This is a genomic window from Aeromonas sp. PrichA-15, from assembly GCF_017939245.1.
Classification (GTDB): domain Bacteria; phylum Pseudomonadota; class Gammaproteobacteria; order Enterobacterales; family Aeromonadaceae; genus Aeromonas; species Aeromonas caviae.
Genome location: NZ_JAGKRH010000027.1, coordinates 16030 through 30038, shown reverse-complemented (window position 1 = coordinate 30038; position 14009 = coordinate 16030). Strand labels below are relative to the sequence as shown.

The following is a 14009-nucleotide window of genomic DNA, read 5'->3' as shown; positions in this document are numbered from 1 at the left end:
TCATCCTCAGTGGCGACCGAAGGGCCACCAGGACTTGTCGTTGTCCTGGATGTCGACCCGGGTCTGCTGCAGGGCGCCGGGCTGGCCCCCTTCCACCCGATCGAGGCTCACCCTGAACTGCTCGGTGGGCTCCACAAACCAGTCATCGATGATCAGCACCTTGACCGACTTGCTGCCCCCCTCGCCCGCAGCCCAGCTCACGGTCTGGCTGAACCAGGGCAGGAAATCCAGCCCCCAGCGCGCCGTGACTCCGTCAAGGGCCACCCGGGCCCGGGCCGGCTTGCTCAGATCGCCGCTGCGCACCAGGGGGATCTCGGCAAACCACTGCCCCTCGTTCACCGTCATGCTGGCGCGCGCCAGCGAGATGGTGGACGGCGCCAGCTTGTCCTTGATGGTCACCAGGGTCTGGTGCTGATCCCCCAGGGCCGCGCCGCTCGGGTCAAACAGCTCCAGGGTAAAGGTCTCGTCCCCCTCGTGCAGGGTGTCGCTCTTCACCGGAATGCTGATGGTCTGGGGCTCGCTCTGCCCGGCGGCCCAGTGCAGGGTGCCGGTGAGGGGCGCCACGTCGCTTGTGTCCCCGCTGCCGTAGACGATGCGATAGCTGACGCTCGCCTCCCCGTGGCTGCCATCGCTGCGACTGACACTCAGGGACAAGGTATTCCCCTCCTCCACGTTCGCAGCGGCGCTCTCGAGACTCAATACCCCGGCGGGTGGCTGCGGATACTGGATGGCCACCAGCACCGGATCGTGATCCGAGGCGCTGAAGGGCCCTTCGGATTTCGCCAGCTGACCGCTGTACTTAGTGCCGTACTCGAAGAAGTTGCTCTCGGCGGAGTTGATGTGCCAATCCTCGATGCCGATCACCTTGGCCGCGAGGCTCGGGTTTGCCAGGGCGTGATCCAGGTTGCCGAGCTCCCCTTCGTAGCTGTAGGAGTAGGTGTCGGTGCCATGGAAGCGGGTATTGAGGTTCACCAGACCATACCCCTTGCCAAGGGCGCTGCCGCTCTCCTCGAAGGGCTGACCCGCCAGAGTGGTGAAGGAGGCGCTCATGATCTGGCGCGCCTGGGCGGCCGGATCATAGTCGGTCAGCACCCGGATGGGATCCTCCATGCCATAGGCGTTCATGTCGCCGATAAGCAGCAGATCCCCGGCCAGATCCTTGAGGTGCTCCCCCAGCACCTTGGCGGCGGAGACCCGCAGCGCGTTGCAGTGGCCCTGGCCATCCAGCGGATCGGCGCTGGCGTAGTCGGGGTAATCCTCGAAGCAGGCGGAGCCCTTGGACTTGAGGTGGTTGACCACCAGGGTCAGGGGCGCATCCCCCTTGGGCGAGCTGAAACGCTGCACCAGCGACTCGCGCATCCCCTGATTGATGGTCACCGGTTTGCCGCTGGCGTCCACCGCCTCGGCCTGCTGCACCGGCAGCGCGATAAGGCTGGCGGCCCCCTCCGGGGTCACCTTGGCGGGTCGGTAGATGAGCCCCACCGTGATGGCGTCGGTGCCAATGGGCTTGCCATCCGGCGAGGCAATCCAGCGGTAGTGATCCGCCTCGTCCGGCTGGGCGGCGTTGAGGGCCGTAACCAGATTGGCGATGGCGGAGTTGTCGCCATAGCCGTTGTTCTCGATCTCCATCAGCCCCACCACGTCGGCATTGAGGCGGGTGATGGCGCTGACTATCTTGGTGCGCTGCAACTCGAACTCCGCCACCGTCAGGGCGCCCCGGTTGCTGCCGGTGGGGTTGGCATCCCCGCCCACGACCGTGGTGAAGAAGTTGAGCACGTTGAAGCTCGCGACCCGCAGATCCCCCGCCTCGGCGAGCTCGGGGGTTTCCACCCGATCCCAGCCACTGTGATCTATCTGGCTCGCGTCGATGCGATTGCTGGCCACCAGCCTGAACAGGTTGTAGGAGTAACCAAGCGCCCCCTCCAGCCCGTTGAGCTTGTCGCCGATGCGCAGGTAACCGTCCTCGGCGTTGAAGCCGGGGAACCAGGGCAGCACACCGTCCGGCGCCTTGGCGTCGGTCTCCACCACCAGCTGGTTCTGCTGGTTGCGAAGGGCCCAGTCGCTCGCCTCCTGGCTCATGGCGGCAAATTTCTGGGTCGACTTGATGAGCGGCGCGCCATAAGAGAGCACCAGGTTGTTGCGCTTGCCGTCGTAATCGAAGCTGAAGTTGCGGGTCACCACCAGGCTGGAACCGGGCACCAGCCGTACCTGCATCCCCTCGTGACGCTCCAGCAGCTGGCTCAGGCTCTCGCCCGCCACCGGCAGCAGATCCACCGCAGCCGGGATGGCCCCTTGCGGCCGGGTCACCACCAGCTCGTCTGCGTTGATCTGGGTCTGGTTGAAATACTCCTTCACCTTGCCAGACACACACACCTCGGCCCCCGGCACGACGGCAGCGTTGGCCTTGGTGGTGTAGACGAAGAGGCCGTCGGAGGTAGCCGCATCCCCGTCCCCCTGCTCGTCCTGAATGAAGAAGCCCTTGTAGAGGCCGCTCACTACCTGGGTCACCACGCCGCGGGTGGCGTAAGCCTGTTCCGATTCGAACTTGCCGGCTGGCACCAGGGGGCTGCTGGTGCCGGGGCCCTGAATGGCGGGCACCGGCACCAACTGATCCACCGGGCAGACGAAGGCGGGCGGCTGGGTGCCATCGCAGGGACCATCGCCACTGCAACCCAGGCCACTGGCGTCATCTTTCGGGGCGGCCACGTATTCCTGCGCCGGATCAAAAGGCGACGTCGCATCAGTGCGGCCCATGGTGACGGTGGCCTTGCGGCGCAGGGTCATGTCCAGGGTCGAAACGTTGCCGGAGACCCAGGACGTGCCCGGATCCACCCCTACCTGGCCGAAGCTGTCGATTATCTCGCTGCCGCGATAGAGCACCAGGGCATCGTCGCCGTTGAACACCAGGTTGCCGCTGGTCTGATTGGCCTTGGCCAGGATCTCGGCATTTGCGGAGGGGTTGGCCAGCACCAGACTGGCGCCCGGGGCCAGGGTGCCTTGCAGCGCCAGGCTGTTGGTGGGGGATTCGCTGATGGGTTTGCCGTTGGCGTAGAGGGCCAGCCGGTATTGTGAGAGATCGACGGCGTCGCTGCCGAGGTTGCTCAGCTCCACCGCCTTGTTGTTGCCGGACCCTTCCAGGTATTCGGTGATGAGCAGTTGTGCCTGTGCCTGTCCAGCGAGCGCCAGCCCGACGGCCAGCGCCACCAGAGAGTGTCTTCCTGACATGGTCAGTTTCCTTTTTTATTTGCAGATCATGTTATTGGCGCCCCGCACAAGGCGGGCCGCAGCACCTTGGATGCAGCCATCAGCGGGAGGCATGTCAGCCCCCGGCCGAAACTGCGCGCCCACTCTGCCCCGTCGACGCCGGGGCTGCTGCGAGCTGGCTAACAATGACAACAAAATGTTGCGCCAAGGTGACGGGCAATACCCGAATGGGCAGTGTCTGCCATCGCTGCGCAGGAAGTTGTCGCCCCCCAGCCCCTGCTGGCTGCCTCCGTCAGGGAGCGACATCGGCTCCGGGGCAGACGGGGGGAACACTACGGCGGCCTCTGCCCGGTACCATTTCGTGAACAGCGCCACTCACAGACTCCGAATCATGGGCAAATCCATGGGTGCCATACCGGGCGCCACCCCCTTCGTGGCCCGAGAAGGCAGAAAACCGCGGGATGAGACTCTCTCCTGGTGCTCTTGTGGAACCGGTTTCATTAATGACAGAAATAACAAGAGAGGGGATGACACAAACGTTTGTTGCTTTTGCGCTCGCGAATGGCAATAGTTCTCACTTTCTTTTTTGACCGTCTCTATTCTCGAGGTGCTACAAGATGTTTCGTCACCCCCTGGCAAAGTTGCTGCTGCTCGGCCAGCTCGTCCTGGTGAGCTGGATGGCGCAGGCCGCCCCCCCCGTTGAAGTGGAAGATGTGATGGGCCGCAAGGTCTCCCTCAGCCTTCCGGCAAGCCGCATCGTGCTCGGTTTCTATCCCGAAGATTACCTGGCGGTGGCCGGTGAAGGCGGGGCCGAACGCCTGGTGGGCATGTCCCTGGGCTGGTTCATGAAGTCCCGTCCCGCCATCTGGTCTCTCTACGTGGCCAGCCAGCCACAACTGGCCAAGGTCCCCGACCTTGGCAACGTACAGGATCAGAGCTTCTCCATCGAGAAGACCCTGGCGGTCAAGCCCGACCTGGTGATCCTGGCGAAGTGGCAATATGAGGCCCTGGCCGCCGACCTGCCACGCCTTGAGCAGGCGGGGATCCCGGTGGTGGTCATCGACTACAACGCCCAGACCCTGACACAGCACATGGCGAGCACCCTGCTGCTTGGCAAGCTGACCGGCCAGGAGGCCCGCGCACGGAAGATGGCCGACGAGTACAAGGCCAAGATTGACACCATCACCTCCCGCATCGCCGCCGCGAAGCGCACGCCGCCCCGGGTCTACATCGAGCTGGGTGACAAGGGTCCGGCCGAGTACAGCTACACCTATGGCAAGGACATGTGGGGCGCCATGGCCCTGCTGGCCGGTGGCGACAACGTGGCCGCCCCCTTCGTCGATCGCTGGGGCCCCATCCACCCGGAACAACTGCTGGCGAGCAAGCCCGAGGTGATCCTGATGGCGGGCTACGAGAGCGTGAGCAGTGCCGTCGCCATGCAGGTGGGCCAGGATGTGTCGGCAGAGACCGTGCGCCAGCGTCTGCAAGGCTTTGCTGCCCGTCCGGGCTGGAGCGAGCTGCCTGCGGTGAAGGAGGGTCGCCTCTACGCGGTCTATCACGGCGCCACCCGCAGCATCATGGATGCCGCCCTCATCGAGTTCATGGCTAAGGCCCTCTATCCGGACCTTTTCCAGGATCTCGCTCCCCTGGCCACCTATCAGGCGTTCTACCAGCACTACCTGCCCATCCGTCCCCAGGGCACCTTCATGCTGGGCATCAAGCAGGATGACGCAAGCTAACCCCGGCAATTCGGGTGCGGCCCACCTCGGCCACGCCCTCTTCAGCAACCCTCTTGGATTGTGTGGGCGCCTCTTGCGGCGCCCGTTTCAGGATTGACATCATGAATGATTTGGCTGCCCTGCAGCAGACCCTCGCCCGGCAGCGGCAACGGGAGCGCCGTCGCTGGCACTGGCTCCTGCTGCTCACCCTGGTCCTGTGCATTACCCTGGTGCTCGACATCGCCACCGGCCCCTCCCTGTTGGCCCTGCACGACGTGATCGATGCCCTGGTTTCCCCCGCCCAGGCCGATCCCATGACCCGCACCATCGTCCACGACATGCGCTTGCCTATCGCCCTCATGGCCCTGGTGGTCGGCGCCTCCCTCGGCCTTGGCGGCGTGCAGATGCAGACCCTGCTGGACAACCCCCTCGCCAGTCCCTACACCCTGGGGCTCGCGGCGGCGGCGGGCCTGGGCGCGGCGCTCGCCCTCTACACCGGCGGCCTCGGGCTCTCCCCCCTGGTGGCCATCCCGGCCGGCGCCTTCATTGTGTGCATGTTTGCCGCCTGCCTGCTGTTTGGGCTGGCCATGATGCGCCATGTCAGCAGCCAGACCCTGATCCTGGCGGGCATCGCCCTGCTGTTCCTGTTCCAGTCCCTGCTCTCCCTGCTGCAGTTCCTCTCCTCCCCCGAGCTCAACCAGCAGATCCTGTTCTGGCTGTTTGGCAGCCTGATGCGCACCACTTGGGACTCCCTGATCATCACCGCCGTCGTCACCCTGATCTGCACCCTGCTCATCTACCGGGATGCCTGGGCCCTCACCAGCCTGCGCCTCGGGGAAGCCCGTGCCCGCAGCCTCGGAGTCAACGTCGACAGGCTGCGCATGAAGACCCTGGTGCTGGTCGCCCTGCTCACCGCCACCGCCACCAGCTTCGTCGGCGTGATCGGCTTCGTCGGCCTGGTGGCCCCCCATATCGCCCGCATGCTGGTGGGGGAAGATCAGCGCTTTTTGATCCCCCTCTCCGCCCTGTGCGGGGCCTGCATGCTCTCGGCGGCCTCGGTGCTCTCCAAGTCCATCATTCCGGGAGCCCTCTTCCCCATCGGCATCGTCACCGCGCTCATTGGCGTGCCCTTCTTCATCTGGTTGATCCTCGGCAGGGGGCGTAAACGTGCTTGAAATATCCCGACTCTCCCTCTCCCTCGGCCAGCAGACCCTGCTGCGGGATCTCAGCCTCACTCTGCATCCGGGTCAGGTCCATGTGATCATCGGCCCGAACGGGACCGGCAAGACCTCCTTGATGCGCACCCTCTTCGGCGAGCTGACCCCGGACAGTGGCGACATCCGCCTCGGGGACCAGAGTGCCCGCCAGATGACGCAGGCCAGGTGGCGCCAGCAGTTTGGCTACATGCCCCAGAACATCCAGCTGGAGCTGGATCTCAGCGTCATCGAGGTGGTGGTGCTCGGGCGCCTCGACAGCCTCTCCATGCGCCTCGCGGACGAGGACATACTGGCGGCCGGCCGCGCCCTGCAGGCGCTCGGCATCGCCCATCTGGCGGATCGCCCCCTCTACTCCCTGAGCGGCGGCCAGCGGCAGATGGTGCTCTTCGCCCAGGTGCTGCTGCGCGATCCCCGCATCATGATGCTGGACGAGCCGGTCAGCGCCCTGGACCTGCACCACCAGATGCAGCTGATGGAGCACCTGTGCCAGCAGACCCGGGATCAGCAGTGGATCACCCTGGTGGTGCTGCACGATCTCAACCTGGCCGCCCAGTTTGCCGATCAGCTGATCGTGCTGGCAGGGGGGGAGCTCCAAGCCTTCGGCCCCCCCGCCCGGGTGCTCGACGCGGCCCTCATCGAGCGCCTCTACCAGGTGCCGGTGGAGATAAGCCACGATCAGCGCGGCATCCCCTTCCTCAGAACCCTGCGAAAGACGTCATGACACAGTGCTGCGCCACCCCGGCGACCTCCTCCCGACACGGTGGCGGGAGGCGACCATGAACGGCGCCTCCTACTGGCGGGACTGGCAGGGTATGAGCCCGGCCGCCCGCCTGCTCATCACCAATGGGCTCGCCTTCAACCTCGGCTTCTACATGATGATGCCCTTCCTCGCCCAGCACATGGGCAGCGGCCTGGGCCTGGCCGGCTGGGCCTGTGGCCTGGTCATGGGGATGCGGGTCTTCAGCCAGCAGGGGCTGTTCCTGCTAGGGGGGACGCTTGGGGATCGCATCGGCTATCACCCCGCCATCGTCTGGGGTTGCCTGGTGCGATCGGTCGGCTTCCTGCTGCTGGGCTGGGCCGAGTCCCTGCCCATACTGCTGCTGGCGGCGACCCTGACTGGCTTTGCCGGGGCCCTGTTCACCCCCTGCGCCCAGGCCTATCTGGCGAGCGAATGCCACAATCCGAGCCAGCGCCAGCGCGCCTTCGCCCTGCACAATCTCGCCAGCCAGGCGGGCATGCTGCTCGGCCCCCTGGTCGGCCTCACCCTGACCCAGCAGAGCTATGCCCTGACAGGGCTCTTGGCGGCGAGCCTCTTCGCCCTGCTCGGGGTGCTGCAGTATCGGGTGCTGCCCAAACGCCCGGTGGCCAACCAGAGCCCGCGCGGCGCCATCTTGCGCCAGTGGGGGGACATCCTGCGCCAGCGCCCCTTCATGGGGTTCACCCTGCTCGCGGGCAGCTACCAGATCCTGTTCCACCAGCTCTATCTGGCCCTGCCCGCCCATATCCAGAGCCTGCCGGACGCCACCCGGCTGCTCGGCGGCGTCTTCACCCTCTCGGCGGTGATCGGCGTCCTGCTCCAGCTGCCGGCATCGCGCCTGGTGGAGCGCCGTCTGGGGGTGCCGCTCGCCATGGGGCTCGGCATAGGGCTGATGGGGCTGAGCTATCTCGCCCTGCCCCTGCTCTCCCCCTGGCCGACGGCAGGCGTGTTGACGCAGGTGGCCCTGCTTTCCCTGGGCTCCATCCTCTGCTTCCCGCTCTTTGCCGCCCAGCTGCCCCGCTACGCTCCCCCTGACCAGCTCGCCAGCTACTACGGCTTCTATGCCAGCGCCGGCGGCTGCATGGCACTCTTTGGCAACCTGCTTATCGGTTTTATGCTGGGGGACGCGGGCACCCGCCCCACCACCGCCATCTGGACACTGCTGGCCCTCGCCGGCCTGCTGGCTGGAGTTGGCCTCTATACCCAGCTGCGCAAGGATGGCCAGGTTCAGCCGGCCACCCATCAATAAACAGGGCGGCCTTGGCCGCCCGGTTTTATTCCCTTTCCTCCCCCTTCCACTTTCTGCCTTATCCGGCTAACCAGAACCTGTTTCAAGACCTTGCCAGATAAGCGAGCAAGCTCGGCTGTGCTCGATGAGCAAAGCAACATCGGACATGCACGATGGCGATAAAAAGGACGCCATCAGGCGTCCTTGCAGGTGAAAATAAGACCGGGTCAACTCCCCAGATGCAGCGCCAACCAGACCGCCAGCGGGATCACCACTATCGAGAGCGCGTTGCCGCCCAGCACTATGCTGGCCACCTTGTCGGGCTGGCACTGGTACTGCTCGCACAGGATGTAATTCAATACCGCCGGGGGCAGTGCCACCGAGAGTGTCAGCAGCGGGATCCAGGCAGGCTCCAGGGGCAGCAGCCAGACGGCGAGCCCAAGGGAGAGGCCCCCCGCCAGCAGATAGAGCAGGTTGCACTTGAGGGCCAGCCCCAGATGGCTCAGATCCCCCTCCATCAGCCTCACCCCCAAGGCAAACAGCATCAGGGGCACCGCTATCTGACCGAGCAGGGCGGCGCTGGTCACCAGGTATTCCGGCAGCGGGATATGCAGGTTGGCCACCAGCAGGCCGGCGAAGGCGGCACAGAGCACGGGGCTTCTCAGCCAGCCCCAGCGGGAGCTACTGGCCGAGAGGATAAACATGCCCACCGTGAAGTGGAGCAGGTTGGAGAGCACGAACAGGATGACGATGGCGCCGAGCTGCTGCTCGCCAAAGGCGAGCACCATCAGCGGAATGCCGAGGTTGCCCGTGTTGCGAAACATGGCGGGCAGGATCAGGGCCGCCCGCGCTATCTCCTTGAGCCTGAGCAGGGCGAGCAGCAGGCCAGGGAGCAAAATCACCAGGGCGCCAGCCGCGACAAGCGGCAGGTGCGCCGCCAGATCCAGCGGGTATTTCACCAGGGCCGAGAAGACCAGCGCCGGGGTAAAGAGCTCGATATTGGCCCGGTTGATGTAACCCAGGTCGCCACCCGGTCGCAGCCGCCCATAGAGGGCGCCGAGGCCCGCCACCGCAAACACCGGGATGACGATATTGAGCAGGGCGCTGAACATGGGGGCTCCCGATCAGAGTTCGCGGGCCGGACGTCCCATCAGCACCACGGGATCCAGGGTGACCTCCTGGCTGCCGTTGCTGACCCAGAGCTGGCCGTCGGAGATGGTGCAGGTGAGCTGCATGGTGCGCTCCACCATGGCCGCCAGCGGCAGGGTCTGGCTGTCGGAGAGCTCGATGACGCTCAGGTTGTCGTGCAGACCGAGCTTGCCCTGGTTCTGCTTCCACCAGACGCTGGTGCCACGGCCGCCGTAAAGGTAGAGCACTACCTGGCGGGAACGGTTGCACGCCTTCTTGAGGCGCTTCTCGTCCGGCTGGCCCAGCTCAATCCAGAGTTCAATCTCGTCGGAGTAGTTCTTGCGCCAGAGCTCGGGTTCGTCGTCGGCAGAGAGCCCCTTGGTGAACTCCAGCCGCTCGGCGGCATGCCAGGCGAAGGCCGCGAGGCGGATCATCATGCGCTCGTCGGTCTCGGAGGGGTGACGGGCCAGGGTGAGGGAGAAGTCCTGATAGAGATTGCGATCCATGTCAGACAAGCTGATCTGGGCCTTGAAGATGGTTGCCTTGAGCGCCATAGAAGTCGTGAACACCTGATAAAAGAGAAAGGGGCGGACATGCCGGGCGTCAGTGTAATCAAAATGGCCGCCGGGTTCGACCGTCTTGCGCTCCCTTTACCCTATCAGGGTCGGGATAAGTGCTTCAGGAGACACAAAAAACAAATGCCAGTCCGAGGACTGGCATTTGGCGGCATGAACGAGAGTGACTCACTTCTCGGCGGACTTGACCCCGAAGGCATTGAGCAGCAGGCAGCAGGTGACTGCCACGGCCACGAAGCCACTCAGAAAGATAAAGGGCATGGCCCCGTATCCCAATATGTTCCAGATGGTTTGTTCGAGCAGACTCATAGTGTGTCCTTCATCCAGTGAAATGGGTGTCCCTTTCGCGACGGGGTAGTCCCCGCTCCTGATAAGGCTATTTGACCTCAACCCGCGCCTGAGTCCTATGCCACCAAAGTAATAAATGGGGCACCAGTTTGCGCCAGATCAATAATTTAGCCCCTTGTCACCCCGTTTTCCGCTCCCCGAGGCCCCTGGCTTGGACAAAAAAGGCGGGGCGACCCAGGGCCGCCCCGCCTGTTTGTCACGCAGACGCCTCAGCCGTAGAAGCGCTGCTGCTCCGCCGCCATCGCCTTGAGCCGCGCACAGGGGGCAAAGCGGTCGCCAAAGCGCTTCTGATGGTGCTCGAGGCGCCCCACCAGATAGTCGATGCCGAGGCTGTCCATGTAGCGGAAGGGGCCGCCCAGGAACGGCGGGAAGCCGATGCCGAAGATGGCGCCGATGTCGCCGTCCCGGGCCGAGGCCACCACGCCGCTGTCGAGCGCCATGGCCGCCTCGTTGAGCATCAGCAGCACGCAGCGCTCGGCGATCTCCTGCCTGGCCAGCCTGGCCTGGGGCTTGACGCCGAGCACGTCGTAGACGCTCGCGTCCACCGTCTTCTTGCCCTCCTTGCCGGTGAGCCGGTTGCGCGGCGCCGCCTTGCCATAGAGGTAGAAGCCCTTGCCGTTCTTGCGCCCCTTGCGATCGTCTTCCAGCAGCTTGTCAAACGCCTTGGGGGCCTGGAACTGCTCACCACCCAGCTCCTTTTCGAGGATGGGGGAGATCTTGGCCCCCACGTCGATCCCCACCTCGTCCAGCAGGGTGATGGGGCCCACCGGGAAGCCGAAGTCGAGCAGGGCGCCGTCCAGCACCTCCACCGGCTCCCCTTCCAGCACCAGGCGGGCCGCCTCGTTCATGTAGGGGGCCAGGATGCGGTTGACGTAGAAACCCGCCTCGTCCTTCACGACGATGGGGGTCTTGCCCTGGGCCCGGGCGAACGCCAGGGTGGTGGCCACCGTCTCGGCGCTGGTACCCGCGTGGGGAATGATCTCGGCGAGCGGCATCTTGTCCACCGGGCTGAAGTAGTGCAGCCCCACCACCCGCTCCGGATGCGTCGCCGCCGAGGCGATCTGGTGGATGGGCAGGGAGGAGGTGTTGGAGGCAAACACCGTGTGCTCAGCGCACTCGCGCTCCACGTCCTGCACCATCCGGTGCTTGAGATCGATATCCTCGAACACCGCCTCCACCACCATGTCGACCCGGTGGAAGCCGGAGTAGTCCAGGGTGCCGGTGAGCAGGCTCATCTGTTTCTCCAGTTCGCTGCGCAGCAGTTGGCGACGCTTGAGCTTCCTCGCGAGGATGTCGTAGCTGTAGCGCATGGCGTTGCCGATGCCGGCGCTCGCCACATCCTTGATCCGCACCGGCACCCTCGCCTTGGTGGCGGTGACGAAGGCGATGCCGCCCCCCATCAGGCCGCCCCCCAGCACGGCCGCATGGGCCACCTTGCGGGGCTCGGCCCCCTGATAGCTCACCTCTTTCTTCATCTCTGTGGTGGCGAAGAAAATAGAGCGCAGGGCGGCGGATTCCGGCGTCATCACCAGCTCGCCGAAGTGGCGGGCCTCGGCCAGCAGGCCGGCCTGCATCCCCTCCTCCACGCCGATGCGCACCACCTCGATGATGCGCTCCGGCGCCGGGTAGTTGCCCCGGGTCTTCGCCTTCACCCCCTTGCGGGCCTGATCGAACAGCACCTTGCGCCCGAGCGCGTTGGTCTCCAGCACCTTGCCCTGCAGATCCCGCTTCAGGCGGTGGCGCGGCTTGCCCTTCTTGGCGAGCTTGATGGCGGCTTCCAGCAAAATGGAGGTGGGCACCATGTCATCCACCAGCCCGAGTTTCTTGGCCTGCTTGGCCCGCACCTGCTTGCCGGTCAGCATCAGATCCAGCGCCTTGGCCACCCCGATGAGGCGCGGCAGACGCTGGGTGCCGCCGGAGCCCGGCAGCAAGCCGAGCTGCACTTCCGGCAGCCCCAGCACGGTTTTAGCGTGATCGGTCACCACCCGGCCATGGCAGGCGAGCGCCAGCTCCAGCCCGCCGCCGAGGCAGGGGCCGTGGATGGCGGCGATCACCGGTATGCCCAGGGATTCGATCTCGGCGAACACATCCTGCCCGGCCCGGGAGAGCGATTCGGCGTCCTGGGCGCTGGTGCAGGCTGCCAGCATGGCGATGTCGGCCCCCGCGATGAAGGAGTCCTTCTTGCCGGAGACGATCACCAGGCCGATCAGATCCCCGTTCCCCCGCACCTCGGCCAGCAGGTGGCGGATCTCGTCCGCAAAGGAGGCCTTCAGGGTGTTCATGCTCTCACCGGGCACATCCATGGTGAGGATGCCGATGCCGTCTTTGCGAATTTCCAGGGAAAAAGTCTTCTCGTTCATCATTCCACCTCCAGCACCATGGCCACACCCAGCCCACCCGCCGCACAGGCGGTGTTGAGCCCCAGTCCCCCGCCCCGGCGCCGCAGTTCGTGCAGGGTCTGGGTGATCATGCGCGCCCCGGTGGCGGCAAAGGGGTGGCCGTAGGCCAAAGAGCCGCCGAGCACGTTGAATTTGTCCATGTCCACCTCGCCGATGGCCTGATCCCGGCCCAGCTTGTCACGGGCAAATTCGGCACTGGCAAACATCTTGAGGTTCGCCAGGGTCTGGGCAGCGAAGGCTTCGTGCATGTCGATGAGGGTGAGATCAGCCAAGGTGATGCCCGCGCGGTCCAGCGCCAGCGGCGTGGCATAGGAGGGGCCCATCAGCATGTCCTGCCAGACATCGATGGCGGAAAACGCGAAGCTGCGGATGTAACCCAGCGGCTCCAGACCCAGCTCGCGGGCACGCCCTTCGCGCATCATCAGCACGGCGGCGGCGCCGTCGGTAAGCGGAGTGGCGTTGGCGGCCGTCACCGAACCGTGGGCCCGGTCAAAGACCGGTTTGAGCTTGGCGTAACTCGCCAGATCCGAGCTTTCACGGATGTTGTTGTCCCGCTCCAGCGGCGACTTGTAGGGGGGCACGTGGGCGGTGAACACCTCACCATTCAATTTGCCCTGCGCCCAGGCTTCGGCCGCCAGGGTGTGGGAGCGGTGGGCCAGCGCATCTTGCGCCTCGCGGCTGATCTGGTGGGTCTTGGCCATCTGCTCGGCGGTCTGTCCCATGGAGAGACCGGTGGAGTACTCGGCCACGGCCGGGGGAACCGGCAGCAGGTCCTTCAGGCGCAGACGGCGCAGAATATTGAAACGCTGCTGGAGGTTGCGCGCCTTGTTGAGATCCACCAGGGCGCGGGCCAGAGACTTGCTGACCCCGATGGGCAGCACGGAAGAGGAGTCGGCACCACCGGCGATGGCGATGTCCACCGTGCCGGCCATGATGGATTCGGTGACATTGGCCACCGCCTGGAAACTGGTGGCGCAGGCGCGCGACACGCTATAGGCATCGGTGCTGACGCTCATGCCAGTGCCAAGCACGATCTCCCGGGCGATGTTTGGCGCTTCCGGCATCTGCACCACCTGGCCGAACACCAGCTGGTCGATGAGCTTGGGGTCGAGATCGGTGCGGGCGAGCATCTCGCTCACCACCAGTTTGCCCAGATCCACCGCAGGCACGCCGTGAAAAGCGGTGGCCTGCTTGGCAAAGGGGGTGCGCAGACCCGCCACGACGGCTATCCGTTCGCCCTGGCGAGTCGTCAGTTTCAATGGCTGTTTCATCCTGGCTCCTTGGGTTAAAAAGGCAGAGGTCTGACCTCATTGCGCCACATCTTAACAATCCACTCACAACTTTCATACAGCTGATTGAAACTAAATTGTCCCCATCTTGCCACCCTCCCTCGCCCTTGTGAGCCAACTGGGGTATAAAAAGATCAACTTCCATA

10 protein-coding genes are annotated in these 14009 nt (G+C 65.1%); 4 read left to right on the top strand and 6 right to left on the bottom strand.

The window, feature by feature from the left end:
- Positions 1-6 precede the first annotated feature (6 nt).
- A complete protein-coding gene (locus tag J9889_RS04500) occupies positions 7-3225 on the bottom strand; it encodes an ExeM/NucH family extracellular endonuclease (RefSeq protein ID WP_053288211.1) in 3219 nt (1072 codons plus the stop codon).
- A 596-nt stretch (positions 3226-3821) separates the two neighbouring features.
- Here J9889_RS04500 and J9889_RS04495 point away from each other — a divergent pair.
- The 4 genes from J9889_RS04495 (at position 3822) to J9889_RS04480 (ending at position 8145) form a co-directional block, all read left to right on the top strand.
- Positions 3822-4943, top strand: coding sequence for an ABC transporter substrate-binding protein (locus J9889_RS04495; protein ID WP_052815033.1), 1122 nt, complete (start codon positions 3822-3824; stop codon positions 4941-4943).
- Positions 4944-5044: 101 nt separating this feature from the next.
- Positions 5045-6097: an iron ABC transporter permease gene (locus J9889_RS04490; protein ID WP_053288212.1), complete on the top strand. Its 1053-nt coding sequence runs from the start codon at positions 5045-5047 to the stop codon at positions 6095-6097.
- On the top strand, positions 6090-6860 hold the full coding sequence (locus tag J9889_RS04485) for an ABC transporter ATP-binding protein (RefSeq protein WP_052815035.1): 771 nt from the start codon (positions 6090-6092) through the stop codon (positions 6858-6860). The genes J9889_RS04490 and J9889_RS04485 overlap by 8 nt, the downstream gene beginning before the upstream one ends.
- A gap of 55 nt (positions 6861-6915) precedes the next feature.
- Entirely contained in the window at positions 6916-8145 is a 1230-nt protein-coding gene (locus J9889_RS04480; protein WP_124814416.1) for an MFS transporter, read from the top strand.
- Between the two features lie 206 nt (positions 8146-8351).
- Here J9889_RS04480 and J9889_RS04475 read toward each other — a convergent pair whose 3' ends face one another.
- The 5 genes from J9889_RS04475 to fadI form a co-directional block, all read right to left on the bottom strand.
- The gene (locus J9889_RS04475) at positions 8352-9236 is read right to left on the bottom strand and encodes an AEC family transporter (protein WP_052815037.1); all 885 of its coding nucleotides are present in this window, start codon (positions 9234-9236) and stop codon (positions 8352-8354) included.
- A gap of 12 nt (positions 9237-9248) precedes the next feature.
- Positions 9249-9806: a YaeQ family protein gene (locus J9889_RS04470; RefSeq protein WP_052815038.1), complete on the bottom strand. Its 558-nt coding sequence runs from the start codon at positions 9804-9806 to the stop codon at positions 9249-9251.
- Between the two features lie 189 nt (positions 9807-9995).
- On the bottom strand, positions 9996-10136 hold the full coding sequence (locus J9889_RS04465) for a TIGR02808 family protein (RefSeq protein WP_005325161.1): 141 nt from the start codon (positions 10134-10136) through the stop codon (positions 9996-9998).
- A gap of 248 nt (positions 10137-10384) precedes the next feature.
- The gene (gene fadJ, locus J9889_RS04460; protein WP_052815039.1) at positions 10385-12535 is read right to left on the bottom strand and encodes a fatty acid oxidation complex subunit alpha FadJ; all 2151 of its coding nucleotides are present in this window, start codon (positions 12533-12535) and stop codon (positions 10385-10387) included.
- A complete protein-coding gene (gene fadI / locus J9889_RS04455; protein ID WP_210556029.1) occupies positions 12535-13845 on the bottom strand; it encodes an acetyl-CoA C-acyltransferase FadI in 1311 nt (436 codons plus the stop codon). Before fadI ends, fadJ begins: the two co-directional genes overlap by 1 nt.
- Positions 13846-14009: the final 164 nt, after the last annotated feature.

What these genes read in the sequence shown, in the direction of transcription:
- J9889_RS04500 (WP_053288211.1), bottom strand. Translation starts at nt 3,225, where the DNA reads ATGTCAGGAAGACACTCTCTGGTGGCGCTGGCCGTCGGGCTGGCGCTC.
- J9889_RS04495 (WP_052815033.1), top strand. Translation starts at nt 3,822, where the DNA reads ATGTTTCGTCACCCCCTGGCAAAGTTGCTGCTGCTCGGCCAGCTCGTC.
- J9889_RS04490 (WP_053288212.1), top strand. Translation starts at nt 5,045, where the DNA reads ATGAATGATTTGGCTGCCCTGCAGCAGACCCTCGCCCGGCAGCGGCAA.
- J9889_RS04480 (WP_124814416.1), top strand. Translation starts at nt 6,916, where the DNA reads ATGAACGGCGCCTCCTACTGGCGGGACTGGCAGGGTATGAGCCCGGCC.
- J9889_RS04475 (WP_052815037.1), bottom strand. Translation starts at nt 9,236, where the DNA reads ATGTTCAGCGCCCTGCTCAATATCGTCATCCCGGTGTTTGCGGTGGCG.
- J9889_RS04470 (WP_052815038.1), bottom strand. Translation starts at nt 9,806, where the DNA reads ATGGCGCTCAAGGCAACCATCTTCAAGGCCCAGATCAGCTTGTCTGAC.
- J9889_RS04465 (WP_005325161.1), bottom strand. Translation starts at nt 10,136, where the DNA reads ATGAGTCTGCTCGAACAAACCATCTGGAACATATTGGGATACGGGGCC.
- fadJ (WP_052815039.1), bottom strand. Translation starts at nt 12,535, where the DNA reads ATGAACGAGAAGACTTTTTCCCTGGAAATTCGCAAAGACGGCATCGGC.
- fadI (WP_210556029.1), bottom strand. Translation starts at nt 13,845, where the DNA reads ATGAAACAGCCATTGAAACTGACGACTCGCCAGGGCGAACGGATAGCC.